Genomic DNA, 22,361 nt, shown 5'->3' on the forward strand with positions numbered 1-22,361 from the left:
GGGCTACATCAAGCGGCCGAGTCTTCCCCCCGCGCCCAGCCGTTGCAGTGGAACTACCGCCGCCCACGGACGAACGGACGAGATGCCGAGGATGGGCACGCCGGAAACAGAGTCAGCATCCGGGGCCGACCGGCGGAGACGATGCGAGGGCGAGGGCGGCGTTCCGCAGCTGGGCCGCCCACGCCTGCTGGTCGAGCCCCAGCGTGTACTCGATGCAGCAATCGCAATGCGGGATCAGCGCCACGAACGATTGCTCCGCCGCGGTCTCGACCTCCGTCTCCCACCAGTCGTCCGTCGCCAGGTCCGCGGGAGTTATGTCGCCATCGATGAGTCTCGCCGCCATCCGGCGCAGCGCGTGGCGTCGCGCCAGACCCCGATCCGGCAACTCGATCCCGGACTCGGCAAGTGCTTGCTCGAACGCGTCGCGGATATCGCGGGCATCCGCATGGCGAGGCCAGCCGGCGAGTTCGCCCAATGCTGGGGTGTCCAGTCCGGCTGCGAGCGCCTCGGCGGCGATCATCGGCAGATCCTCCGGGCGTATCTCATCCGCCTGGTAACGGCACGCCACCTCGCCCAGAGATGAGAGCCCACTCCGCACCGAGGTTTCCGGTTCTGGTGTCGTTCCTTCTGCTCGCATGACTTCTACGGTGTCAGCACCGTTCACGGGGAAGGCGCCCAGGCGGCGCTGCGCCGCTGGTGGCCCGGGTGGGCTGGAGGTCTCGCCGCAGACAACGCCCTACCGTCTGCGGCTTCGCCGTGCGCGACCCGCGGGGACCGTCGCCGAGCCGTACGTGAAGCGGCCCCTGCTGTCCGCGGCAAGGGGCGAACCCGGTCCGCGACCACGGGGTCGGGGCGGGCAACACCGCCGAACGGCTCGGGGAGGCCCGCCCGCTCGGGTCGGTCGCGGGCCCGGCCGGCCACGCGGCGGTGCCGGAGAGGCCGGCCGGGCTGCGTCAGCTCTTCCTCGGCGCCCGAACGCTCAACGCGCGAGTGGCGGCGCCTGCCCGGAGAGCCCGCGGCCCTCCTGCGACTGCCCGGTCACCTGGCAGCCCAACGGCAGGCGTCGCCGGCGTGATTCTCGGAAACTCCGAGGCTGACCAGATTCACTATGCAATACGTCCTGCCGGGCAGGGACCCCGAAGCCCCCGTCGTGCATGCACTCCTCACCCCGGGCCCCACGGTGTACCCCTGGTCCGAGAGGTACAGGATGCAGTCAGACGCGTTTGTGATCCCCACGTCCGTCGCGGGGGATGCTGCCGCGTCGGCGCCGGGGGCGGGCTTCTGCTTGTCGGCCAGGGAGGGAGTGGCGAGGGCGCCCAGGAGACCAAGTGCGAGGCAGAACGCCGCGATGAACCTCTTCGTGCGTGTCACGGTAGCTCCCAACTCGATGGGGATGTGTTCTTCTCGGCATCACGACGAGGCAGCACCTCGGCTCATGACACGATGTGACCCAGATCACATCCCGCGACGGGCCCGGCCCCAGGGCGGAGCATGCAGGCCACGGCCGTGGCGCGAGGGTGGGGAGCCCCCCACCCCCCACCCACACGTCAGGCCCGCGATGCCGACCGGATCGGCCGAGAACGCCCCGAGGTACCGCGCGCCCGCCGTCCGGACCGCGAAGCCCGACCGCTCAGCGGCGGGCCATCACCTCGCTGACCCGCAGGAACCCGTCGGCTCCGTGGCCGAGGCCGATGGCGCGGCGGGCCAACCCCTCGGCGGCGCGCATGACGCCCGCGTCGATGCCGTGCGCCTCCGAGGCGTGCACGATGTGCGCCATGGACGACACCGTCGAGGTCATCGGATTGACCTCGCCCGAGAACGTTCCGCTGTCCACGTCCTCCGCGCCCTCCGAGAAGAACGGCGGCAGGAGCGCGCCGATGCCCCGGGCGAACGGCGCGAGTTCGCGCGCCGTGACCCCCTCCGCCTTCGCCAGCGCCACCGCGTGCGCGTACCCCGCCATCGCGGTCCAGAAGATGTCGAGCAGCGCGAGATCGTAGGCCGCGGCCCGGCCGATGTCCTCACCGAGGTGGGTGTGGGTGCCGCCCAGCGCCTCCAGCACCGCCTGGTGCTCCCGGTACAACTCCTGCGGGCCGCTGTGGATGAACACCGCGTCCGGCGTTCCGATGGTCGTGGTCGGCGTCATGATCGAGCCGTCCAGGTAACGGATACCCTGCCCGGCCGCCCAGGCCGCCAGATCCCTGGCCCGGTCCGGGATGTCGGCGGTCAGGTTGACGACCGTCCGGCCGGCCAGCGCCCCGGCGACCGCCGGGCTCCGCAGCACGGCGTCGGCGGCGTCGTAGTTCACGACGCAGACCACCGTCAACGGGCTCGCGGCCACCGCTGCCTCGGCCGAGGCGGCGCCGGACGCGCCCCGCCCGACCAGCTCCGCGTCGCGCCCCGGCGTCCGGTTCCAGACGGTGGTGCGCAGCCCCGCGCCGAGGAACGCCCCGGCCAGGGCCCGGCCCATCGGGCCGAGACCGAGCACGGTGACGGCAGACTGGTGGGTGTACGAGGACATGAGACAACTCCCTGCTGCAAGTGGACCTTTGTGATGAAAGGGACGGACGGAGATGACGCGCAGCCGCGCCATGGACACGAACGTCTGCGGAGTGACCGCCGCGATCGCCGTGATCGACGGCAAGTGGAAGACCGCCCTCCTGTGGCGGCTCGAATCCGGCCCGCACCGGCCCGGCGCGCTGCGTCGGCAACTGCCGGGCCTCACCGAGAAGGTGCTGACTCAGGCGCTCCGCGAGATGGAGGCCGACGGTCTCGTGCACCGTGAGGTGCACGCCGTGCTGCCGTTGAGGACCGAGTACTCCCTGACCGATTTCGGCCGGGAACTGTCCGAGGCGCTGGCCCCCTTGTCCGACTGGGGCCACCGCCGGCTCGAAAAGCTGACCGAGGCCCAGCCGGCCTCCTGACGCATGGCGGACCTCCGCGTCCCCGTCCGGTGCGGGCGCCCGTCCGGCCACCCGCGTTCAGCCTCACCCGGCCCCTGCCCGCCCACAAGTACCCACAAAAAAGTGGCCATGTCCGGCCGGTGACCGGTCAGCCGGTGGCGAGGAGTTCGAGCGTGTCGATCACGCGGTGCGAGAAGCCCCATTCGTTGTCGTACCAGGCGACGACCTTGACGTGGCGGCCGTCGACGCGGGTGAGGGCCGAGTCGAAGATCGACGAAGCCGGATTGCCCGTGATGTCGGACGAGACGAGCGGGTCCTCCGAGTACTCGAGCACGCCGGCCAGGGGCCCCTCCGCCGCGGCGCGGTACGCGGCCAGCACGTCGTCGCGCGTCACCTCGCGGGCCACGGTCGTGTTGAGTTCCACGAGCGAGCCCACCGGAACGGGCACGCGGATCGAGTCGCCCGACAGCTTGCCGTCGAGGCCCGGCAGCACGAGGCCGATCGCCTTCGCCGCGCCCGTCGTGGTCGGCACGATGTTGACCGCGGCGGCGCGGGCGCGGCGGGCGTCACGGTGCGGGCTGTCCTGGAGGTTCTGCTCCTGCGTATAGGCGTGCACCGTCGTCATGAAGCCGTGCTCGATGCCGGCGAGTTCGTCCAGTACCGCGGCCAGCGGCGCGAGCGCGTTGGTCGTGCACGAGGCGTTCGATACGACCGTGTGCGCGGCCGGGTCGTAGGCGCCGGTGTTGACGCCGAACGCGAGCGTGACGTCGGCGCCGTCCGACGGCGCGCTGACGAGCACCTTCCTCGCGCCCGCCCGCAGGTGGGCGCGGGCGGCCGGGGCCGAGGTGAAGCGGCCGGTCGCCTCCAGCGCGATGTCGACGCCGAGATCGGCCCACGGCAGCCGCGCCGGTTCGCGCTCGGCGAGCACCGAGACGCGGCGGCCGTCGACGACGAGGACGTTCCCTTCAACGGTCACCGGGCGGCCGAGCCGGCCGGCCGTGGTGTCGTAGGCGAGCAGCCGCGCGAGGGCGGCGGGCTCCGTCAGGTCGTTGACGGCGACGACCTCAAGGTCGCTTTCACGTTCGAGCAGCGCGCGCAGCACGTTGCGTCCGATGCGGCCGAATCCGTTGATGGCGATGCGCGTCATGAGCGGTGTCCCTTCGGTTTTCCTGCCGGTTCGCCAGTTCGCCACCAATGTCGCGCGCCGCGTCCGGCCGCGACAGCGGCGTGATCGCCACGGTGCCCAAGGATCTCGCCACGGGTGCGGCGGTGCGGCGGGTCACTCGCTCCGGGTGAAGGTGCGCCGGTACTCGCTCGGCGTCGTGCCGAGGACCCGCTGGAAGTGCCACCGCAGATTGGCGCCGGTGCCGAGACCGACATCCGCGGCGATCTGCTCGACGCTGCGCTCCGAACGCTCCAGCAGCTCGCGGGCCAGGTCGATGCGGGCGCGCATGACCCACTGCATCGGCGTGTACCCGGTGTCCTCCACGAAGCGCCGCGAGAACGTGCGCGGCGACACCGCCGCGTGCCGCGCCAGCGTTTCCAGGGTGAGGGGCCCGCCGAGCCGGTGCAGCGCCCACTCGCGGGTGGCGGCGAACCGTTCACCGAGTGGCTCGGGCACGCTGCGCGGCACGTACTGCGCCTGGCCCCCGCTGCGGTAGGGGGCCGCGACGAGGCGCCGGGCGGCGTGGTTCGACGCGGCCACCCCGATGTCGCCGCGCAGAATGTGCAGGCACAGGTCGATGCCCGAGGCGGCACCGGCCGACGTCAGCACGTTCCCCTCGTCGACGAACAGCACGTTCTCGTCCACGTGCACGAGCGGATGCCGTGCCGCGAGCGCCCGCGTGTAGTGCCAGTGCGTCGTGGCACGCTTGCCGTCGAGCAGGCCCGTGGCGGCGAGCGCGAAGGCGCCCGTCGAGATGGCGGCGAGCCGCGCGCCGCGATCGTGCGCGGCGATCAGGGCGTCGACGACGGCCCGCGGCGGGTCGTCCCGGTCCGGGAACCGGTAGCCGGGTACGAAGACGACGTCGGCCCACGCAAGCGCGCCGAGACCGTGGGCGACGTCGTACGACAGCCCGTCGCCGCCGGTCACGAGGCCGGGCGCCGCACCACACACCCGGACCTCGTACGGCATGCTCGCGCGGGTCGTGAAAACCTGCGCCGGAATCCCCACATCGAGCGGCTTCGCACCCTCGAGCACGAGAACGGCGACACGATGCAGGCGGGAGGCTGGCACGGTGGAGAGGGTACGGGGCCGGATCGCCCCGCACCCCGCGGCCACCGGTCGTGGACGACCACGACGGGTTCCCTGACCTTCGCGCGGCGGGTTGCAACGGCGACGGTCTCGTTCGGCGCTTCCTATGGGCCGTCCAGTCGCCTGGTGACCGTGTCGAGTGTCGGCCAAGGAGGACCGTCGTGCAGCACGCGCAGAAGCTCTTCCCCGAACAGCCTCCCGTTCGGAAACTCGTCGCCGAGCTCCCAACGCCACGCTGCGACCATCGCGAGGACGAGCTGCCGGCACTCGTCCAGCAGCCCTTGGTCGATGTCCGGGTAGTGCTCGCAGACCGCCTCTGCGACATGGGCGAGGTCGAACTCGACGGGCCCACGGCAGCACGTCTCAAGGTCGATGAACAACGGGCCGTCTTCCGTGCTGAGCACATTGCCCGGATGGGGCTCGCCGTGGAGCAGCTGCTCCGCGGCGCCGCGCTCCTCGATCGCTCGTCGCAGGCTTGCCAGTCTGCCGCCGAGGAAGACGCGTTCCGCGTCGGCGAGCTCCGGCGAGCGAGCCGGGTCGGCAACGACTGCCTCCGCCTCCGTGATCCGGTCCGTGAACCGTGGGCTCGGCATATCGACCTTGCGCATGCCGGCGTGCAGCCGTTCCAGCGCCTTGGCGCAGTCGACCGGTGAGACGTGCGGTGTCACCGGCTCGTAGTAGGTCCACAGCGTCACCGCGAAGCCGTCGCGCGTATACACACGCGGGTCCGCCCGGGGCTCCAGCGGGCACACCGGGCATCCGACCTCGGCGAGCCGCTGGGCGAGCTCGACTTCGAACTGTGCGACCTCTTGTCCCACGAAGGCGACCCGGGCGAAGACGTCGCACGGCGTCAGCCGCAGTGCCAGCTTGTTCGAGTTGTGGAGCACGGTCGCGCCGCTGACCGGCAGGCCGAGCGATGCGGCGGCCGACGTCGCAGCCGCGATCGCGCGCGTGATGTCGGTCATCTCCATCTCCGAATCCTGGCACAGACGAGCGAGGGCGATGCCAGCCGGCCTGGCCCGATGCCAACCGTCGCGGCCCGGCACACAGCCGGTCGCTTCGGGGCCGTGCTCGCGCTGGTAAGCGGTCGCTTGCAATAGTTAGCGGAATGTCGCACGCTGGAGACATGGCTTCGCTCGGTGTCGGTGATCTCGGCGCGTTCCTGCGGGAGCAGCGCCGTCAGGCGCAGCTGTCGCTGCGGCAGCTCGCGGAGGCCGCCGGCGTGTCGAATCCCTATCTCAGCCAGATCGAGCGCGGGCTGCGCAAGCCGAGCGCGGAGATCCTCCAGCAGATCGCCAAGGGGCTCCGGATCTCCGCCGAGACGCTGTACGTGCAGGCCGGCATCCTCGACGAACGGGGGCAGGAGGACGGCGCCGGGCAGCCGCCCGGGGTGCGCGAGGCGGTGCTCGCCGACCCGGGGCTCACCGAGCAGCAGCAGCAGGCGCTGCTCCAGATCTACGACTCGTTCCGCAAGGAGAACCCCTGACATGGCCATCACGGACGACCTTCGCAAAACCCTGACCAGCACCACGCCCGTCTACTTCGCCGCCGGCACGGCCGATCTCGCCGCGCAGAAGCTGCGCGAGCTGCCCGCCACCTTCGACCGGCTGCGCGCCGAGGCGCCCGAGCGGCTGCCGAAGCTGCGCGAGCAGGCACAGAGCGCGGCGCTCCAGGGCGTCGGGATAGCGCTCGAGTACGCGGTGAAGGCGCGCGAGGCGTACGACGGGCTCGCGGAGCGCGGCAAGAGCGTCGTCGAGCGCCGGCGCGAGACCGCCGAGCCCGAGACGCGGGTCACCGTCAAGCGCGCCGAGCCGGTGACCGAGCCCGTTACGGAGCCCGTCACCGAGCCCGTTACGGAGCCGGTGACCGAGCCCGGCGCGGCGGAGGCGGCCGACGAGTCGCCGAAGCCGCGGGCCAGGAAGACCGCGCCCCGCAAGACTCCGCCGAAGAAGATGCCCCCGCGGGCGTGACCGCGCGGGCGGCGCAGCCGGCCGGGAGGCAGCAGACATTACGCACCCGGCATCCCGGCCGGTAGCGTGGGTAGGGACGTCAGCGTACCGACATGGTGGTGACAGGATGCTGTTGCAAGGATTCAGCTCGATCGTGAGCTTCATCTTCCTGGGGCTGCTGATCCTCAGCGTCTACGCCCTGGTGAACGCGGCTCTCCAGCGCGAGGACGCCTATCGCGCGGCCGACAAGCAGACCAAGCCGTTCTGGCTGGTCATCCTGGGCGTCACGGTTGCGGTGCAGCTGCTGATCCCGTGGCTGCTGCTGGTGCTCGCGGGCGCCATCGCGACCATCGTCTACCTCGTGGACGTCCGCCCGGCCCTCCAGTCGGTGTCCGGCGGCAGGCGTGGCGGCCGGAGCAGCAGCAGCGACGGTCCGTACGGGCCGTACAACGGCGGGCGGTAGCGCACCGGCCACGGAGCGCGTCCTGGCCGCACGGCGGGGGTTAGCCGTGGCTTGATTCTGCCCTAGCATCGACGGGGACACCCGCTGATGAACGCTTGAGGAACTGCCGTGCGCTTTCGCCTGACGCCCCGGGAGACAAGCTTCTACGAACTGTTCGCCACCGCCGCCGACAATGTTCTCAGTGGCTCGAAACTGCTGATGGAGCTGCTCGGGGCCGATCCCGCTACGCGCGTGGAGATCGCGGACCGGATGCGGGCGGCCGAGCACGCGGGGGACGACGCGACGCACGCCATCTTCCACCAGCTGAACTCGTCGTTCATCACCCCGTTCGACCGGGAGGACATCTACCGCCTCGCCTCGCGGCTCGACGACATCATGGACTTCATGGAGGAGGCCGTCGACCTCGTCGTCCTGTACGAGATCGACGAGCTGCCCAAGGGTGTCGAGCAGCAGATCGAGGTCCTCGGCCGCGCCGCGGAGCTGACCGCGGAAGCCATGCCGCACCTGCGCACCATGCGCAATCTGAACGAGTACTGGATCGAGGTGAACCGCCTGGAGAACCAGGCGGACCAGATCCACCGAAGACTTCTGGCACATCTGTTCAACGGCAGCTACGAGGCCATCGAGGTCATGAAGCTGAAGCAGATCGTCGATGTGCTTGAGGAGGCGGCCGACGCCTTCGAGTCCGTGGCCAACACGGTGGAGACGATCGTGGTCAAGGAGTCCTGAGCACGCCGTGGAGACTCTTTCCCTGGTCGTCGTCATCGGCGCGGCGCTGTTCTTCACCTACACGAACGGCTTCCACGACTCCGCCAACGCCATCGCGACGTCGATCTCCACCCGCGCCCTGACCCCGCGGGTCGCGGTGGGGATGGCCGCCTGTCTGAATCTGGCCGGCGCGTTCCTCGGCCAGGAGGTCGCCGAGACCGTCAGCGAAGGGCTGATCGACGCGCCCACCGGCGACGAGGGCATGATCATCCTCTTCGCCGCGCTGGTCGGGGCCATCGTGTGGAACCTGGTCTCCTGGTACCTGGGCCTGCCGTCGTCCTCCTCACACGCCCTCTTCGGCGGCCTGGTGGGCGCCGCGCTCGCCGGGACCTCCACGGTGTACTGGGACGGGGTGCTGACGAAGGTCATCCTGCCGATGTTCCTGTCCCCCGTCATCGGCCTGATCGTCGGCTACCTGCTGATGGTCGCCATCCTGTGGACGTTCCGGCGGGCCAATCCGCACCGCGCGCAGCGCGGCTTCCGCATGGCGCAGACCGTCTCGGCCGCGGGCATGGCCCTCGGGCACGGGCTCCAGGACGCGCAGAAGACGATGGGCGTGGTGGTGATGGCCCTGGTCATCGCGGACGTCGAGGAGGAGGGCGGCGGCATCCCCGTCTGGGTGAAGATCACCTGTGCCGGGGTGCTGTCGCTCGGTACCTACGTGGGCGGCTGGCGCATCATGCGAACGCTGGGCCGCCGCATCATCGAGCTTGACCCGCCGCGCGGCTTCGCCGCGGAGACCACGGCCGCGTCCGTGCTGTACGCGGCCTCGTACATCTTCCACGCGCCGGTCTCCACGACGCACGTCATCACCGCCGCGATCATGGGCTCGGGCGCGACCAGGCGGCTCAGCGCGGTGCGCTGGCAGGTGGCCAAGAACATCGTGCTCGGCTGGTTCATCACCATGCCCGCCGCGGCCGGAGTGGCCGCCGTCAGCTACGTGCTGGTCCACTTCGCTTTCGCCTGAACCCTTCGCCTGAACCCTTCGCCTGAGCCGCACCCCACTGGTTCACAAACCCCTCACCCATCCCCCCGCCCACCGCGCGGATCCGCGGCCGGTCCCCCGGACAGGATTCGGGAGGGGGTGGACGACTCCCCCCTCCCCACACCACTTTCCAGGGGGAAAGTTGACGAAGAAACCGAGAAGAACGCGCATATCGCGTGCCACGACAGCCGCAGCCGGGGCCGTCGTGGCGGCGGCGCTGGCGGCGGGGGCCACCGGCCCGGCCGCCGCGGACCCCGGCCCCGCGGCCACCGGCCCCGCGGCCGCGGCCGCGGCCGAAGCGGCCGACCGCGCCGGAGCCGGTGCCGTGTCCGTCACGCTGATCACCGGCGACCGGGTCGTGCTCGACGCGAACGGCGAGGTCACCGGCCTCGTCCGCGCCCCGGGCCGCGAGTCCGTACCGGTCCGGGTGCTGAACAGCGGCGAGTTCACCCACGTCCTGCCGGCGGACGTGCTGCCGCTACTGGAGAACGGGACGCTGGACCGCCGCCTGTTCAACGTCACCGAGCTGAGCCGCGAGGAGTACCGTTCCGCCGACGGGCTCCCGCTCATCGTCACCTACGACGAGGAGCGCCCCCGGGCGCTGAACGACACCGGCGGTACCGCGCTCGACGCCATCAACGGCGAGGCGTTCGCCGTCGCCGACGAGCGGGTCGCGGCCATGTGGGAGACGCTCACACAGCCCGCCGAGGGCGACCAGCCGCTGGCCGCCGCCCCCGGCATCGCCGCCATCGCCCTGGACGGCATCGCGACGAAGACCCTGACCGAGAGCGTTCCGCAGATCGGCGCGCCCGAGGCGTGGGAGGCCGGGTACGACGGCGAGGGCACCACCATCGCCGTCCTCGACACCGGCGTCAGCGGCGAGCACGCCGACCTGGCCGGTCAGGTCGTCGCCGAACAGAACTTCTCCGAGTCCGCGGACGCGGGCGACCGCGACGGCCACGGCACGCACGTCGCCTCCACCGCCGCGGGCACCGGCGCCCACTCGGACGGCGCCTACCGCGGCGTCGCACCCGGCGCCGCGCTGCTGAACGGCAAGGTCCTCGACGACAGCGGCTCGGGCTTCGAGTCGGACATCATCGAGGGCATGGAGTGGGCCGTCGAGCAGGGCGCCGACGTCGTCAGCATGAGCCTCGGCGGCTTCGCCACCGCGGAGATCGACCCGATGGAAGAGGCCGTCAACAACCTCTCCGCCGAGTCCGACGCCCTCTTCGTGATCGCCGCGGGCAACAGCGGCCCCGGCGCCGGAACGATCGGCTCGCCGGGCACCGCGGACGCCGCCCTGACCCTGGGCGCGGTCGACAAGTCCGACGTGCTGGCCGACTTCTCCTCCGTGGGCCCGCGCACCCGCGACGGCGCCGTCAAGCCGGACGTCACCGCGCCCGGCGTCGACATCGGCGCCGCCGGGGCCGAGGGCGCCGCCATCTGGGAGTACGGGGAGCCCGTCGCCGACGGCTACGTCGCGATCTCCGGCACCTCCATGGCCACCCCGCACGCCTCGGGTGCCGCCGCGCTCCTCGCGCAGGCGCACCCGGAGTGGACCGGCGAGCAGATCAAGGCCGCGCTGACCTCGTCGGCGCAGCCGGGCGACGGCTACAGCGCGTTCCAGCAGGGCTCGGGCCGCATCGACGTGCCGGCCGCGCTCGGCCAGACGGTCACCGCCGACCCGGTGTCCCTCAGCTTCGGCACCGTTCCGTGGCCGCACGAGGACGCCGAGCCCGTGGCGCGGGACCTGACGTACACCAACCACGGTGACACGGACGTCACCCTCCAGCTGTCCGCCACCGGCACCGACCCCGAGGGGAACGCGGCGCCCGAGGGCATGTTCGAGCTGAGCGCCACCGAGGTCACCGTGCCCGCCCACGGCACCGCCACGGTGCAGGCCACCGCCGACACCACGCCGGGCGGTGAGCTGTACGGCGCGTACAGCACGTACATCACCGCGACCGGCGACGCCGGGCAGACCGTCCGCACGGCGGGGGCGGTGGACCGCGAGGAGCAGAAGTTCGAGCTGTCCATCGAGGCCACGGACCGCTCGGGCGCGCCCGCCACCGACTGGTGGGCCACGGTGATCGACCTGGAGACGCAGGAGTTCCACGACGTGTCCGGCACGGGCGGCACCGGCACGGTGCGGCTGCCCGCCGGGGACTACCAGGTGGACGCCAGCGTCTTCGTCAGCGACGAGGCGGGCGAGATGGCCGGCGTCGACTGGCTGGTGCAGCCCGGCCTGACGCTGACCGAGGACACGGCCATCGCCGTGGACGCCTCGACGGCCGAGGAGGTCGTGATGACCGTTCCGGACGAGGAGGCCGTGCAGAGCGACCTGACCGTCGGCTACCAGCTGGGGCAGAACGGCGAAATTTCGTTCGACTCGGCGTGGAACGCCACAGGGCTGCCGGAGGGCTTCCGCACCGCGCAGCTCGGCGAGCCGGGCGCCGGCTGGTCGGTCTCCGGCTACGCGGGCGCCGCCTGGGAACGCGAGGGCGTCGAGTACCACGCCGCCGACCTGCGGGAAGGCTCGTTCTACACCGGCCTGACGGACCACACCGAGGCGGCGGACCTGGCGTCCATCACCACGCACGAGGGCGCCTCGCTGCCGGAGCGGACCGGGGTGCTGTTCACCGCCTCCTCGCAGATCGGGTGGGCCTCGGCCACCGAGCACGCGCTGCCGCGCACCACCGAGGTGTTCGTGGACACCGCGGGCGGGGAGTGGCTCCAGGACTTCATGCAGACCGACCCGGAGGCGTTCAGCGTCGCGGGCGGCACGTCCGACTTCACGGCGTACGAGGCGGGCGGCACCTACGAGGCGACGTTCAACGTGGGCGTCTTCGGCCCGGCGCTCGGCCCGGACGACGGCCTGTACCGGCTGGGCGACACCCTCTACGGCACGATCCGCCCGTTCTCCGACGGCGCGGGGCACCTGGGCTACAGCGCGTACGACAGCGCGAGCACCACGCTGTACCGCAACGGCGAGGAGTTCGCGACCGCGGACGACCTGCTGGACGTCGTGGAGTTCGAACTGCCCGCGGAGGAAGCCGAGTACGAGCTGGTGACGACGGTCTCCCGGGACCCGGCCGGCCCCCTGCCGGTCGCGTCGGTGAGCACGGAGATCACCGTCTCGCACACGTTCACCTCCGCGGCGGGCCCCGAGGACGGGCCGGTGCCGGTCCCGGCGACCGTGGTCCGCTTCACCCCGGAGCTGGCGCTGGACAGCACCTCGCCCGCGGGTGAGACGGTGACCGTTCCCGTCACCGTGCAGGGCGCGGGCGCGGACGGCGAACTGGCCTCGCTGACCGTCTCCTGGTCGGCCGACGGCGGCGAGACGTGGACCGAGGCGCCCGTCGAGGGCGACGCGGTGCAGATCGCCAACCCCGAGGCCGGCGGCTCGGTTTCGCTGCGCGCGGCGGCCGAGGACGCGGCGGGCAACACGGTGACGCAGGAGATCATCGACGCCTACCGCACGGCCTGATCCACCGGCGGATGCCCGCCCCCGCTCACCGGAGGGGGCGGGCATCCGCGCGTTCCGGCCGGCCGGCCGGCTCAGCCGAAGCGGCCCGAGATGTAGTCCTCGGTGGCCTGCACCGAGGGGTTGGAGAAGATCTTCTCGGTGCCGTCGACCTCGATCAGCCGCCCTGGCTCGCCGATCGCCGACAGGTTGAAGAACGCGGTGCGGTCGGACACGCGGGCCGCCTGCTGCATGTTGTGGGTGACGATGACGATGGTGAACTGCGCCTTCATCTTGTCGATCAGGTCCTCGATCGCGAGGGTGGAGATCGGGTCCAGCGCGGAGCACGGCTCGTCCATCAGCAGCACCTCGGGCTCGACGGCCGTGGCGCGGGCGATGCACAGCCGCTGCTGCTGGCCGCCGGACAGGCCGGAGCCGGGCTTGTTCAGCCGGTCCTTGACCTCGTTCCACAGGTTGGCGCCGCGCAGGTTCTTCTCGACGATGTCGTCGAGCTCGGACTTGCGGTACTTGATCCCGTTCAGCTTCAGCCCGGCCGCCACATTGTCGTAGATCGACATGGTGGGGAACGGGTTGGGCCGCTGGAAGACCATGCCGACCGTGCGGCGCACGGACACCGGGTCGACGCCGGGGCCGTACAGGTCCTCCTCGTCGAGCAGCACCCTGCCCTCGACGCGCCCGCCCGGCGTGACCTCGTGCATGCGGTTGAGCGTGCGCAGGAAGGTGGACTTGCCGCAGCCGGACGGGCCGATGAACGCGGTCACGGACCGGGGCTCCACCTGAAGGGTGATGCCCTCGATCGCCTTGTGGGAGCCGTAGTACGCGGTGAGTCCCTGGACGTCGATGCGCTTGGCCATGGTGGGGGCTTCTCTTTCTTCCGCTCTCGTCGGCGCTCGTCAGCGGCCGGTCTTCGGGGCCTTCCAGCGGGCGATGCCGCGGGCCGCCAGGTTGAGGATCATCACGAACGCGATCAGCACCAGCGCCGCCGCCCAGGCCCGGTCGTACGCCGCTTCCGTTCCGTAGCCCCACTGCTCGTAGACGTACAGCGGCAGGGAGGACTGGGCGCCTTCGAACGCGTTCCCGTTGATCATGTTGTTCCCGAAGACCAGCAGGATGATCGGGGCGGTCTCGCCGGCGATGCGGGCCAGGGCCAGCATGACGCCGGTGGTGATGCCGCCGATCGCGGTCGGCAGCACCACCTTCAGGATCGTGCGCCACTTCGGCACGCCCATGGCGAGCGAGGCTTCCCGCAGCTCGTTGGGCACCAGCTTGAGCATCTCCTCCGTGGAACGGACGACGATCGGCATCATCAGGATGGCCAGCGCCATGGCGCCGGCGAAGCCCGAGTACCCGAAGTCGAGCATCATGATCCACAGGCTGAGGATGAACAGGCCGGCGACGATGGACGGGATGCCGGTCATCACGTCCACGAAGAAGGTGATGGCCTTGGCCAGCCGGCCGCGCCCGTACTCCACCAGGTAGACGGCCGTCAGCAGGCCGAGCGGCAGCGCGATGAGGGAGGCGAGCAGCACCTGTTGCACCGTGCCCAGGATGGCGTGGTAGATCCCGCCGCCGTCCTGCCAGCTCAGCACGCCGTTCATCGAATGGGTCAGGAAGTACCAGTCGACGCCCGGCAGGCCGCGGGCGACCGTCTCCCACATGAGGGACGCCAGCGGCAGCACGGCCACGATGAAGCAGGCCCACACGAGGATGGCCGCCATCCGGTCCGTCGCGAAGCGGCGGCCCTCGATCGCGGCGGACAGCCAGAACGTGGCAACCACGAAAACCACGGCCGCGATGAGGCCCCACTGCACGCGGCTCTCGAAGCCGCCGATCAGGCCGATCGCGATGCCGAACGCGAGCGAGCCGACGGCCAGGGCGGCCACGGACCAGCTGGGCAGCCGAGGCGGCCGGAGCGTGACGCGCTCGACGGCGGGGGCTCTGGTGGCGGTGTGTGCTTCGGGCCGGCTCATGCGTTGGCTCCCGAGTACTCCTTGCGGCGGGCGATGATCAGCCGCGCCGCGCCGTTGACCAGCAGGGTGAGCAGGAACAGCACGAGCCCGGAGGCGATCAGCGCGTCCCGGCCCATGGAACCCGCCTCCTTGAACTGGCTGGCGATGTTCTGCGCGAACGTGCCGCCGCCGGACTCCAGCAGGCTCGCGTTGATCAGGAAGCTCGGCGACAGCACGGTCGCGACCGCCATCGTCTCGCCGAGCGCCCGGCCGAGGCCGAGCATGGAGGCGCTGATCACGCCGGAGCGGCCGAACGGCAGCACCGTCATCCGGACGACCTCCCAGCGGGTGGCACCGAGCGCCAGGGCCGCCTCCTGGTTGGCCTTCGGGGTCTGGAGGAACACCTCGCGGGTGACGCTCGTGATGATCGGCAGGATCATGATGGCCAGCAGGATGCCGACGGTCATGAGCGAACGGGCCGGGGTGCCGTCGTAGGCGAAGACCCCGGTCCAGCCGAAGAACTGGTCCAGCCACTCGTACAGACCGGTCAGTTGCGGCACCAGGTAGAGGGCGCCCCACAGGCCGTAGATGATGCTCGGCACGGCGGCCAGCAGATCGACGACGTAGCCGATCCCGGCGGCCAGCCGGCGCGGCGCGTAGTGCGAGATGAACAGCGCGATGCCCACCGCGACCGGCACGGCGAGCACCATCGCGATGACGGAGCTGACGACCGTGCCGAACAGCAGCACGGCGATGCCGAAGTACGGGGGGTCCGCGTTGGCGTCCCAGGCGAAGGTGGTGAGGAAGTTGCCCTCGTTGGCCCGGATCGCGACCACCGCGCGGATCGCGAGGAAGACCGCGATGGCGGCCATGATCGCCAGCAGGGCGATCCCGGAGCCCTTGGACAGGTTGCTGAACACCCGGTCGCCGAGGCGGGCGGTGCTCTTGGTGTGAGACGGCATGAGTGGTCCCGGTCCTCGTCCTCGATCCTCAGTCCATCGCGTCGATGCGCTGGCGCACCTGCTGGATGATGTCGTCGGAGATCGGCGCGTAGTCGATCTCGCCGAGCGCCCGCTGGCCGTCCTCCCCGGCCGTGTAGGTGAGGAACGCCTTGACCAGGTCGAGGGTCGCCGGGTCGTTCCCGCGGTCGCAGACGATCTCATACGTGACCAGCACGATCGGGTACACGCCCGTCTCGCGCGTCGCGTAGTCGAGTTCGAGGGCGAGGTCGCCGTCCTCGCCGGTCACGTCGGCCTGGGCGACGGCGTTCGAGGAGTTCTCCACGGTGGCCTCGACCGGCTCGTCCGCCCCGGTGTCGAGCCGCACGGTGTCCAGATCGTTCTGGTGGGCGTAGGACAGCTCGAAGTAGGAGATGGCCCCCGGGTTCTGCTGCACCATGCCGACCAGGCCCGAGGAGCCGTCCGCGGACTGCCCGCCGCGGCCCCGCCAGCTCTTGTCCGGCTCGTAGGGCCACGCCTCGGGGGCGGAGGCGTTCAGGTAGGAGGTGAAGTTGTCGGTGGTGCCCGACCCGTCGGAGCGGTGGAAGGGCGTGATCGGGATGTCCGGCAGCCGGGCGTCCGGGTTCAGCTCGGCGATGGCCGGATCGTTCCAGCGGCGGATGTCGGAGTCGAAGATCCGCGCCAGCGTCTCCGCGTCGAGGACCAGGTCGTCCACGCCCGGCAGCTGGTAGGCGACGGCGATGGGCCCGGCCACCATCGGCAGGTGAACGGCCCGGCCGCCGTCCCGGCACACCCGCCGGGACTCCTCGACCTCGGACTCGGTCAGCTGCGAGTCCGAGCCCGCGAAGGCCGTGGTGCCCTGGAGGAACTCCTGCACCCCGGCGCCGGAACCGGTCGCCTTGTAGTTGATCTGGCTGTCTTCACAGTTGGCCTGGTAAGTGTTCACCCAGACCTCCATCGCGTTCGCCTGTGCGCTGGAGCCCGAGGCGAGCAGCGTGCCGCTGGGCGCACAGCGAAGATTCTCCACGGAGAAGTCGACCGCGCCGGGAAGGCCCGAGTTGTCGTCTGTTCCACAGGCAGTGAGGAGGACCAGAGCGCCGGAGACCAGCACCGCGCCGAGCCTTAGCTTCACTGTCGTCAGTCCTTCCCGTCGCCGTTCGCCCCCGAAAGTAGGTTGATCAGGTGAAGTGAGTGACGGTCATAAGTGAATAGAAAATGAACCCAATCAGGCAGACAGGTGGCCTGGAGGCTGCACGATACTGCGTGCCCCATTGTCCATTCGTTACGCTATACCCATCAGGGGTATAAGAGTCCCAGGAGGGCATCAATGGCCACAATTGAGACGGTAACGCCGGAATCGGGCAGTGCGCCCAGCGGTCCGCACGGCTACAGCAAGGACAAGGACGCGCACCTGAAGCGCCTGCGCCGCATCGAGGGCCAGGTCCGCGGCCTCCAGCGCATGGTCGAGGAGGACACCTACTGCATCGACATACTGACGCAGGTCTCCGCCTCCACCAAGGCGCTCCAGTCCTTCGCGCTCCAGCTCCTCGAAGAGCACCTGCGGCACTGCGTGGCCCACGCCGCCGAGGAGGGCGGGCCCGAGATCGACGCCAAGGTCGAGGAGGCCACCGCCGCCATCGCCCGCCTGCTGCGCACCTGACCGGGCCACCGCCGGCGCCTGCCCCGCGGTCAGCCGACGGCACCCGCGAACACGTCACCTGCCCCCGGCAGCACGACCTCCACCGGCACCCCGAAGTCGTACAGCACCACGGTCGACGTGACGTCCACGCCCCGCCCCGCCCCATCGGCGAACGTGAAGTCGTGGCGCACCTTCCGCAGCCGCCCCTGATCGTCGAGATAGACGTCGAACGGCACCTCCGTCCGCGCGAAACCGCCCACCGCCGCCGCCAGCTGCTTCCTCGACTCCCCGGCCGCCGCCGAGGCCGCCGCCGCGATATCGGTCACCCCGCGGTAGTGCCGCAGCGTCTCCCCGTCCATCCGGATGTCGCCCAGGTCCGTGACGGACCGCGCCCCGCGCAGCAGCTCGGCCGCCGCGATCGGATCGGTGGCGCCGCCGGTCACCAGATTCCCGTCGGGGAGCCCGGTGACGTCCACCCGCACCCACTTGTCCGCGGGCACGCCCGCGCCCCGGTTCTTCATGAACAGCCGCCCCGGCACGAATACCTCGGTCACCCGCCTGCCCTCCGGCAGGCTGACCCGCAGCTCGCCCGTGCCCGCCGCGTAGTCGAACCCGCCGCGGCCACTCAGCGTGATACGCGTCCCACCCGACGCCATCTCCATCGCGGTGCGCGCCCGCGAGGTGCCCGCCTCGGCCAGCACGTCCGCCGCCTGCCGGACGGCCGCCCGCGGATCGCCCTCCGCCGCGGCGCCCGTCCCCGAGCAGCCGGCCACCGCCGCCAGGGCCACGAGCAGCCCGGCACAGCCGGCCCCGCCCGGGGCCGCCCCGATTCTCCGCTCGCGCCGCCGCACCGTCATGGTCTGCGACACCCCCAGCACCGTCGTCCGTCCTCGCACCGCCTAACGAGACCTGACGGCGGCCGTTACGGTAGGGGGGTGTACGACCAGGGTGAACAGCAGGGGCCTGCCGCGCCGGAGCACCACGTCGTCCTCGCGGAGCGCGGACCGTTCATCGCCCCGCGGTGCAGCTGCGGCTGGTCGGGCCCCGCCCGCCGCTCCCGCCCCCTGGCCAGAGCCGAAGCCGCGGCCCACATCGCCCACCCCGGCTGACCCCGTCAGGTCGCCAGCCGGCCCCGCGGTGCCGCCTGGGGCTGCTCCGGCTCCGGCTCCCGTTCCGGCTCCCGCTCGCCGCCGCCGGGCGCGTCGTCCGCCGCGGGGGGCGGCTCCGCGGCCGCCGGCCGGGGGTTCGCGACCCAGCCGAGCCGTCTCGTTCCCGCGCACGCGCGGAACAGCGGCGTGAGCGCCGCCATCGCCGGCGGCGCCAGGAGCAGGGCCACCGCGGTGCCCAGCGCGAACCCGCCGACGATGTCGGTCGGGTAGTGCACGCCGACCAGCACCCGGGCGAAGCCCTGGGTCAGCGCGAGGCAGAAGGCCACGACCCCGAGCAGCCGGTGGACGAGGAAGAGAGCCACCGCGATGGCCATGGCCACGCCCGCGTGGTCGCTGACGAACGAGTACCCGCCCTTGCCCTCCACCAGCACGTTGATCCCCTCGTGGTCCTCGAAGGGCCGCGGCCTGGCCACGAACTCGCGGATCGGCGCGTTCGCCGCGTAGGCGGCGGCACCGGCGATCCCCGCCCAGGCGGCCCCCGCCACCGCCTGCGGAGCGTCGGGACGGCGGCGCACCAGGGCCCACGCGGCGACGACGAGCAGCACCAGCGTTACCGGAATGCCGTACTCACCGAGGAAGGTGACGAGGCGTTCGCCCCAGCCGGGGAGCCCGTCGGCGAGGCCGTTGATGTCGTAGAGGAGGTCCCGGTCGACTTCGGGGTTGTCGATGTTGTCGAGTCCAGCCATGTGCCGTTGCGGCCCCTTCATGCTGTGGGGGACCTTGCCGAGGCGGGCAAGGCGGAGGAGCCCCTGTACCGGTACAGGTAACGCCACGAACATCCCCTGGTGTGCCGACGTCCATCGAATGACAGCCGCAGCGTTATCGAACAGCAACGCGTCACCGCAGTTCAGCGGGGAAGCATTGGGCACGGCTTCACCTGATGTGACGCAGACGTCACCCTGCCACGGGACGCGTGGCCCCGAAGTAATCCGGGGAGTCGATCGGGTCGAAACGGATCGTCGCCCCGGTGTACGGCGCGTCGATCATGTACCCCCCGCCGACATAGATGCCGACGTGGTGGATGCTCCGTGGATCTTCCAGATCATACGCGAAGAAGACCAGGTCACCGGGCAGCAGCTGGTCCCGCTCGGGATGCGGGCCCGCGTTCCACTGGTCGTTGGCGACGCGCGGCAGCTCGATGCCGGCCTCCGCGTAGGCGGCCTTGGTCAGCCCCGAGCAGTCGAACCGCCCGCCGTCCTCCGGCGTGCCATCACCTCCCCACTTGTACGGAGTGCCCAGGTGCTCCTGCGCGAAGTGCACGGCCGTGGCCGCCTGTTCGAGCGGCGGCAGCACGGTGTCCTCGGGCGGGGCCGCGAAACTCGCCTCCGCGCCGCGGATGATGCGCACGTAGTTCTGCGTCTCCTCGTACGGCGGCACGCCGTTGTACTGGATCACCGCGTAGGGACCGGCGTTGTAGGCGGCCAGCATGTTGTCGACCGGGTCGCCCGGCACGTCCTCGACGTAGCCGGCGAGCGAGCAGTCGTAGGAGGCCGCGGACGGGATCGCGTCGCCCGGGTCCCACACGTTGGCCTCGCCGTCGCCGTTCGCGTCGATGCCGTGCGTGGCCCAGGTGCTCGGGATGAACTGGGCGATGCCCTGCGCGTTGGCATGGCTCTCCACATGCGTCTGCCAGCCGCTCTCCTGGCCGAGCTGCGCCGCGAGTATCGCCGGTGACAGGGTCTCGCACAGGTTGCCCCAGTGCTGGACCAGCTCCTCGTACTCCGGCGGCACGGTGTCCCTGGCCAGCTGGCCGCCGCCGCGTCCCGAGCCGGTCACCGGGGCCGTCCCCGCGGTGTAGACGCCGATGACGAGGAAGGCGACGAAGAGGCCGAGGACGCCGAACCCGCCGCCCGCCACCCACACAACCCGCCGCATCGGCCCGCCCTCCCCGGCAACTACGGTCGTCCATCAGCACTATGACACGGCATGGGGGCCGCGCACGACGGTGCGCACCGGACCGCGGGCGACTGGACGGACCGGCGCGCGCCGGCCGCGGGGCTCGCCAAAAAAGTTCCAGAGAAAGTCCGGCACCGTGTCGAGGACGCGGCCGCCGCTCCGACGTTCCCTGTGAGAGGCGCCCGAGAGGGGCGCCGGACGGACCCGCCCGGGAGTGAGCGCAATGAAGTACCTGGTCATGATCTACGCCAGCGAGGCCGACTACAACGCGATGAGCGGCAAGCCGTCCGAGGGCTACCCGGCGTGGAGCGAGCAGGACCTCCAGGCGATGTTCGCGCACATGGAGGCCCTCAACAACGACCTGGCCGAGTCCGGCGAAGTCCTCGACGGAGCTGGCCTGTCCGCCCCCAGCCAGGCGCGCGTCGTCAGCGGCGGCACGGACGGCACGCAGGTCGTCTCGGACGGCCCGTTCGGCGAGACCAAGGAACTCCTCGCCGGATACTGGGTCCTGGAGTGCGAGAGCCTGGACCGCGTCACCGAGATCGCCAAGCGCGTCCACGCGTGTCCCGCCCCCGCCGGGGCCCCCGTCACAGACGTGGTCATCCGCCAGATCATGGACACCCCGTCCGAGGCATGAGCGGCCCGCACCCCGCCGAGGACCTGCTGCGCCGCCTGGCGCCGCAGGTCCTCGGCGCGCTCGTCCGCAGGCACGGCCACTTCGACGCGGCCGAGGAGGCCGTTCAGGACGCGCTGCTCGCCGCCGCGCAGCAGTGGCCGCGGGACGGCACGCCCGACAACCCGCGCGGCTGGCTGATCCGCGTCGCGGCCCGCCGGCTGACCGACCAGTTGCGCGCCGAGGAGGCACGCCGCCGCCGGGAGGAACGGGCCGCGGCGCTCACCCCGCGGCACGAGTTCAGCGCGCCGCCGCCCGGCGAGGCCAGGTACCCCTCGGCCGACGACACCCTCACCCTGCTGTTCCTGTGCTGCCACCCGCGGTTGAGTCAGGGCTCCCGCGTCGCACTGACACTGCGCGCGGTCGGCGGCCTCACCACCGCGGAGATCGCCCGCGCGTTCCTCGTGCCCGAGCCGACGATGGCGCAGCGCATCAGCCGCGCCAAGCGGACGCTCGCCGACTCGGGCGCGCGCTTCGGCCGCCTGGCGGGCGAGGAGGCGGGGCACCGCCTCACCGGCGTGCTCCAGGTGCTGTACCTGGTCTTCAACGAGGGCCACACGGCGACATCGGGTCCCACGCTGCGCCGGGCGGACCTCGCCGCCGAGGCGATCCGTCTGGTCCGCGCGGTGAACGGCCTGCTGCCGGGGAACGGCGAGGTGGAGGGCCTGCTCGCGCTGATGCTCCTGACGGATGCCCGCCGCGCGGCGCGGACCGGACCGGGCGGCGCACTGGTGCCGCTGGACGAGCAGGACAGGACGCGCTGGGACCGGCGGGCGATCGAGGAGGGCGTGAGTCTCGTCACCGCGGCCCTTTCGCGCCGCAGGCCCGGCCCGTATCAGGTGCAGGCCGCCATCGCCGCCGTCCACGGCGAGGCGGAACGTGCCGAGGACACCGACTGGCCGCAGATCCTGGGGCTTTACGAGCTGCTGGAGAAGCTTTCGCCAGGACCGGTGGTGAGCCTCAACCGGGCGGTCGCGGTGGCGATGGTGCACGGCCCGGAAACGGGCCTCGACCTGCTGGAGCGGCTGGCGGAGGATCAGCGGCTGGCCACAGGCCACCGGCTGGCGGCGGTCCGCGGCCACCTGCTGGAGCGGGCCGGCCGCCCGGCCGCGGCCGCGGAGGCGTACCGCCTGGCGGCCGAACGCACGCTGAGCGTGCCGGAGCGGCGCTACTTGCAGCTGCGGGCGGCCCGCTGCGCGACCTGATGCGGCCCGGGGCCGGACAACGGCCCGAAAGGCACTCACTCGCGGTCCTCGTCTGTCTGCGCGGCGTG

Annotated in this window: 23 protein-coding genes; 11 read left to right on the top strand and 12 right to left on the bottom strand. The window is 71.6% G+C overall.

Annotation, left to right across the window (positions count from 1 at the left end):
• Positions 1-112 precede the first annotated feature (112 nt).
• Positions 113-520: a hypothetical protein gene (locus tag RM779_RS05665; RefSeq protein ID WP_311616386.1), complete on the bottom strand. Its 408-nt coding sequence runs from the start codon at positions 518-520 to the stop codon at positions 113-115.
• Positions 521-1,630: 1,110 nt separating this feature from the next.
• A complete protein-coding gene (locus tag RM779_RS05670; RefSeq protein ID WP_311616388.1) occupies positions 1,631-2,518 on the bottom strand; it encodes an NAD(P)-dependent oxidoreductase in 888 nt (295 codons plus the stop codon).
• Between the two features lie 52 nt (positions 2,519-2,570).
• Here RM779_RS05670 and RM779_RS05675 point away from each other — a divergent pair, with 52 nt between their 5' ends.
• Positions 2,571-2,921 (top strand): winged helix-turn-helix transcriptional regulator, encoded by a 351-nt coding sequence (locus tag RM779_RS05675; protein ID WP_311616390.1) that lies wholly within the window; start codon positions 2,571-2,573, stop codon positions 2,919-2,921.
• Positions 2,922-3,048: 127 nt separating this feature from the next.
• Here the strand turns inward: RM779_RS05675 and gap are convergent, their stop codons facing one another.
• From gap to RM779_RS05690, 3 genes are all read right to left on the bottom strand, one after another.
• Positions 3,049-4,047, bottom strand: a complete 999-nt coding sequence (gene gap, locus RM779_RS05680; protein ID WP_311616392.1) for a type I glyceraldehyde-3-phosphate dehydrogenase — start codon at positions 4,045-4,047, stop codon at positions 3,049-3,051.
• A gap of 132 nt (positions 4,048-4,179) precedes the next feature.
• Entirely contained in the window at positions 4,180-5,136 is a 957-nt protein-coding gene (locus tag RM779_RS05685) for a GlxA family transcriptional regulator (RefSeq protein WP_311616394.1), read from the bottom strand.
• Between the two features lie 122 nt (positions 5,137-5,258).
• Positions 5,259-6,125, bottom strand: coding sequence for a phosphotransferase enzyme family protein (locus RM779_RS05690; protein WP_311616396.1), 867 nt, complete (start codon positions 6,123-6,125; stop codon positions 5,259-5,261).
• 155 nt (positions 6,126-6,280) lie between these two features.
• On the opposite strand from RM779_RS05690, the gene RM779_RS05695 reads away from it, so the two are divergent.
• The 6 genes from RM779_RS05695 to RM779_RS05720 all read left to right on the top strand — a co-directional run bounded on the left by RM779_RS05695 (position 6,281) and on the right by RM779_RS05720 (position 12,806).
• Positions 6,281-6,640, top strand: a complete 360-nt coding sequence (locus tag RM779_RS05695; RefSeq protein ID WP_077060664.1) for a helix-turn-helix domain-containing protein — start codon at positions 6,281-6,283, stop codon at positions 6,638-6,640.
• Position 6,641: 1 nt separating this feature from the next.
• Positions 6,642-7,124 (top strand): hypothetical protein, encoded by a 483-nt coding sequence (locus RM779_RS05700; protein ID WP_311616399.1) that lies wholly within the window; start codon positions 6,642-6,644, stop codon positions 7,122-7,124.
• Between the two features lie 106 nt (positions 7,125-7,230).
• Positions 7,231-7,566, top strand: coding sequence for a DUF2516 family protein (locus RM779_RS05705; RefSeq protein ID WP_311616401.1), 336 nt, complete (start codon positions 7,231-7,233; stop codon positions 7,564-7,566).
• 108 nt (positions 7,567-7,674) lie between these two features.
• On the top strand, positions 7,675-8,295 hold the full coding sequence (locus tag RM779_RS05710) for a DUF47 domain-containing protein (protein WP_311616403.1): 621 nt from the start codon (positions 7,675-7,677) through the stop codon (positions 8,293-8,295).
• Positions 8,296-8,302: 7 nt separating this feature from the next.
• Positions 8,303-9,301: an inorganic phosphate transporter gene (locus RM779_RS05715; protein ID WP_311616405.1), complete on the top strand. Its 999-nt coding sequence runs from the start codon at positions 8,303-8,305 to the stop codon at positions 9,299-9,301.
• A 223-nt stretch (positions 9,302-9,524) separates the two neighbouring features.
• A complete protein-coding gene (locus RM779_RS05720; protein ID WP_311616407.1) occupies positions 9,525-12,806 on the top strand; it encodes a S8 family serine peptidase in 3,282 nt (1,093 codons plus the stop codon).
• A 71-nt stretch (positions 12,807-12,877) separates the two neighbouring features.
• Here the strand turns inward: RM779_RS05720 and pstB are convergent, their stop codons facing one another.
• Genes pstB through pstS form a run of 4 tightly spaced genes read right to left on the bottom strand, consistent with a single transcriptional unit; the run spans position 12,878 to position 16,843 of the window.
• Positions 12,878-13,657, bottom strand: coding sequence for a phosphate ABC transporter ATP-binding protein PstB (pstB, locus tag RM779_RS05725; RefSeq protein WP_077060660.1), 780 nt, complete (start codon positions 13,655-13,657; stop codon positions 12,878-12,880).
• A 39-nt stretch (positions 13,658-13,696) separates the two neighbouring features.
• Positions 13,697-14,773, bottom strand: coding sequence for a phosphate ABC transporter permease PstA (gene pstA / locus RM779_RS05730; RefSeq protein ID WP_311616410.1), 1,077 nt, complete (start codon positions 14,771-14,773; stop codon positions 13,697-13,699).
• Positions 14,770-15,714 carry a phosphate ABC transporter permease subunit PstC gene (pstC, locus tag RM779_RS05735; RefSeq protein WP_077060658.1) on the bottom strand — a complete coding sequence of 315 codons (945 nt, stop codon included), beginning with the start codon at positions 15,712-15,714 and terminating at the stop codon, positions 14,770-14,772. The genes pstA and pstC overlap by 4 nt, the downstream gene beginning before the upstream one ends.
• Before the next feature lie 28 nt (positions 15,715-15,742).
• A complete protein-coding gene (pstS, locus tag RM779_RS05740) occupies positions 15,743-16,843 on the bottom strand; it encodes a phosphate ABC transporter substrate-binding protein PstS (RefSeq protein ID WP_311616412.1) in 1,101 nt (366 codons plus the stop codon).
• Between the two features lie 195 nt (positions 16,844-17,038).
• On the opposite strand from pstS, the gene RM779_RS05745 reads away from it, so the two are divergent.
• Positions 17,039-17,371, top strand: coding sequence for a metal-sensitive transcriptional regulator (locus RM779_RS05745; protein ID WP_311616414.1), 333 nt, complete (start codon positions 17,039-17,041; stop codon positions 17,369-17,371).
• A gap of 29 nt (positions 17,372-17,400) precedes the next feature.
• Here the strand turns inward: RM779_RS05745 and RM779_RS05750 are convergent, their stop codons facing one another.
• A complete protein-coding gene (locus RM779_RS05750; RefSeq protein WP_311616417.1) occupies positions 17,401-18,219 on the bottom strand; it encodes a hypothetical protein in 819 nt (272 codons plus the stop codon).
• A 66-nt stretch (positions 18,220-18,285) separates the two neighbouring features.
• Between RM779_RS05750 and RM779_RS05755 the strand changes: the two genes are divergently transcribed.
• Positions 18,286-18,459 carry a hypothetical protein gene (locus RM779_RS05755; protein ID WP_311616419.1) on the top strand — a complete coding sequence of 58 codons (174 nt, stop codon included), beginning with the start codon at positions 18,286-18,288 and terminating at the stop codon, positions 18,457-18,459.
• A gap of 5 nt (positions 18,460-18,464) precedes the next feature.
• On the opposite strand, the gene RM779_RS05760 is transcribed toward RM779_RS05755, so the two are convergent.
• Together RM779_RS05760 and RM779_RS05765 are read right to left on the bottom strand one after the other, a co-directional pair.
• Positions 18,465-19,205 carry a phosphatase PAP2 family protein gene (locus RM779_RS05760; RefSeq protein ID WP_311616421.1) on the bottom strand — a complete coding sequence of 247 codons (741 nt, stop codon included), beginning with the start codon at positions 19,203-19,205 and terminating at the stop codon, positions 18,465-18,467.
• 208 nt (positions 19,206-19,413) lie between these two features.
• A complete protein-coding gene (locus RM779_RS05765; protein ID WP_311616423.1) occupies positions 19,414-20,394 on the bottom strand; it encodes a bifunctional lytic transglycosylase/C40 family peptidase in 981 nt (326 codons plus the stop codon).
• Positions 20,395-20,638: 244 nt separating this feature from the next.
• On the opposite strand from RM779_RS05765, the gene RM779_RS05770 reads away from it, so the two are divergent.
• Together RM779_RS05770 and RM779_RS05775 are read left to right on the top strand one after the other, a co-directional pair.
• Positions 20,639-21,052, top strand: coding sequence for a YciI family protein (locus RM779_RS05770; RefSeq protein ID WP_311616425.1), 414 nt, complete (start codon positions 20,639-20,641; stop codon positions 21,050-21,052).
• Positions 21,049-22,293 (top strand): RNA polymerase sigma factor, encoded by a 1,245-nt coding sequence (locus tag RM779_RS05775; RefSeq protein ID WP_311616427.1) that lies wholly within the window; start codon positions 21,049-21,051, stop codon positions 22,291-22,293. Before RM779_RS05770 ends, RM779_RS05775 begins: the two co-directional genes overlap by 4 nt.
• The last annotated feature ends 68 nt before the right edge of the window (positions 22,294-22,361 follow it).

It is taken from the genome of Streptomyces johnsoniae (assembly GCF_031845565.1).
GTDB classification, from domain to species: Bacteria; Actinomycetota; Actinomycetes; order Streptomycetales; family Streptomycetaceae; genus Streptomyces; species Streptomyces johnsoniae.

What these genes read in the sequence shown, in the direction of transcription:
- RM779_RS05665 (WP_311616386.1), bottom strand. Translation starts at nt 520, where the DNA reads ATGATCGCCGCCGAGGCGCTCGCAGCCGGACTGGACACCCCAGCATTG.
- RM779_RS05670 (WP_311616388.1), bottom strand. Translation starts at nt 2,518, where the DNA reads ATGTCCTCGTACACCCACCAGTCTGCCGTCACCGTGCTCGGTCTCGGC.
- RM779_RS05675 (WP_311616390.1), top strand. Translation starts at nt 2,571, where the DNA reads ATGACGCGCAGCCGCGCCATGGACACGAACGTCTGCGGAGTGACCGCC.
- gap (WP_311616392.1), bottom strand. Translation starts at nt 4,047, where the DNA reads ATGACGCGCATCGCCATCAACGGATTCGGCCGCATCGGACGCAACGTG.
- RM779_RS05690 (WP_311616396.1), bottom strand. Translation starts at nt 6,125, where the DNA reads ATGGAGATGACCGACATCACGCGCGCGATCGCGGCTGCGACGTCGGCC.
- RM779_RS05695 (WP_077060664.1), top strand. Translation starts at nt 6,281, where the DNA reads ATGGCTTCGCTCGGTGTCGGTGATCTCGGCGCGTTCCTGCGGGAGCAG.
- RM779_RS05700 (WP_311616399.1), top strand. Translation starts at nt 6,642, where the DNA reads ATGGCCATCACGGACGACCTTCGCAAAACCCTGACCAGCACCACGCCC.
- RM779_RS05705 (WP_311616401.1), top strand. Translation starts at nt 7,231, where the DNA reads ATGCTGTTGCAAGGATTCAGCTCGATCGTGAGCTTCATCTTCCTGGGG.
- pstB (WP_077060660.1), bottom strand. Translation starts at nt 13,657, where the DNA reads ATGGCCAAGCGCATCGACGTCCAGGGACTCACCGCGTACTACGGCTCC.
- pstA (WP_311616410.1), bottom strand. Translation starts at nt 14,773, where the DNA reads ATGAGCCGGCCCGAAGCACACACCGCCACCAGAGCCCCCGCCGTCGAG.
- pstC (WP_077060658.1), bottom strand. Translation starts at nt 15,714, where the DNA reads ATGCCGTCTCACACCAAGAGCACCGCCCGCCTCGGCGACCGGGTGTTC.
- RM779_RS05745 (WP_311616414.1), top strand. Translation starts at nt 17,039, where the DNA reads ATGGCCACAATTGAGACGGTAACGCCGGAATCGGGCAGTGCGCCCAGC.
- RM779_RS05760 (WP_311616421.1), bottom strand. Translation starts at nt 19,205, where the DNA reads ATGGCTGGACTCGACAACATCGACAACCCCGAAGTCGACCGGGACCTC.
- RM779_RS05765 (WP_311616423.1), bottom strand. Translation starts at nt 20,394, where the DNA reads ATGCGGCGGGTTGTGTGGGTGGCGGGCGGCGGGTTCGGCGTCCTCGGC.
- RM779_RS05770 (WP_311616425.1), top strand. Translation starts at nt 20,639, where the DNA reads ATGAAGTACCTGGTCATGATCTACGCCAGCGAGGCCGACTACAACGCG.
- RM779_RS05775 (WP_311616427.1), top strand. Translation starts at nt 21,049, where the DNA reads ATGAGCGGCCCGCACCCCGCCGAGGACCTGCTGCGCCGCCTGGCGCCG.